The organism is Saccharopolyspora thermophila (genome assembly GCF_014646075.1).
GTDB lineage: Bacteria > Actinomycetota > Actinomycetes > Mycobacteriales > Pseudonocardiaceae > Saccharopolyspora > Saccharopolyspora thermophila.
This window is the reverse complement of record NZ_BMMT01000048.1, coordinates 1-995: the sequence shown is the minus strand read 5'-3', so window position 1 is coordinate 995 and position 995 is coordinate 1. Positions and strand designations below refer to the sequence as shown.

Sequence of the window (995 nt, the reverse complement as noted above, 5' to 3'; positions counted from 1 at the left end):
CGTGACTGTGGCGCCGGAGGGTCGCAAGCTGTTGCGGTTGGAGGCCCGTAACAGCCAGACCCCGATCGAGAAGAAACCGTCCTGGATCAAGACCCGCGCGCGGATGGGACCGGAATACCAGCACCTGAAGGGCCTGGTCCGCCGCGAGGGCCTGCACACCGTCTGCGAGGAAGCAGGCTGCCCCAACATCTTCGAATGCTGGGAAGACCGGGAAGCCACCTTCCTCATCGGCGGAGACCAGTGCACCCGCCGCTGCGACTTCTGCCAGATCGACACCGGCAAACCCGCCGCCCTCGATGTCGAGGAACCCCGCCGCGTCGCCGAATCAGTCAAGGCCATGGGCCTGCGCTACTCCACCGTGACCGGCGTGGCCCGCGACGACCTCCCCGACGGCGGCGCCTGGCTGTACGCCGAGACCGTCCGCCAGATCCACGCCCTCAACCCCGGCACCGGCGTCGAACTACTCATCCCCGACTTCAACGCCAACCCCGACCAGCTGGCCGAGGTCTTCGACTCCCGACCCGAAGTCCTCGCGCACAACCTGGAAACCGTGCCCCGCATCTTCCGCCGCATCCGGCCCGGCTTCCGCTACGAACGCTCCCTGAAGGTCATCACCATGGCCCGCGACGCCGGACTGGTCACCAAGTCCAACCTCATCCTCGGCATGGGCGAAACCCCCGACGAGGTCCGCCCGACACTGCAGGACCTCCGCGACGCCGGCTGCGACATCATCACCATCACCCAGTACCTACGCCCCAGCCCACGCCACCACCCCGTGGACCGCTGGGTCAAACCCGAAGAATTCGTCGAACACACCACAACCGCCGAACAGCTCGGCTTCCCCGGCGTCATGGCCGGCCCCCTGGTGCGCTCCAGCTACCGAGCCGGCCGCCTGTACGCCAAGGCCACCCTGCACCGCGGCATGCCCCTACCCGACAACCTGGCCCACCTCGCCCAGGCCGGCACCGCCGCCCAGGAAGCCACCAACCTACTCA

At 68.1% G+C, this 995-nt stretch carries 1 protein-coding gene; it reads left to right on the top strand.

Annotated features, from left to right (window positions below; all coding sequences use genetic code 11):
• Position 1: 1 nt before the first annotated feature.
• Positions 2-995: lipoyl synthase (gene lipA / locus IEY17_RS25005; protein WP_188991936.1), on the top strand; the 994-nt coding region annotated here is incomplete at its 3' end.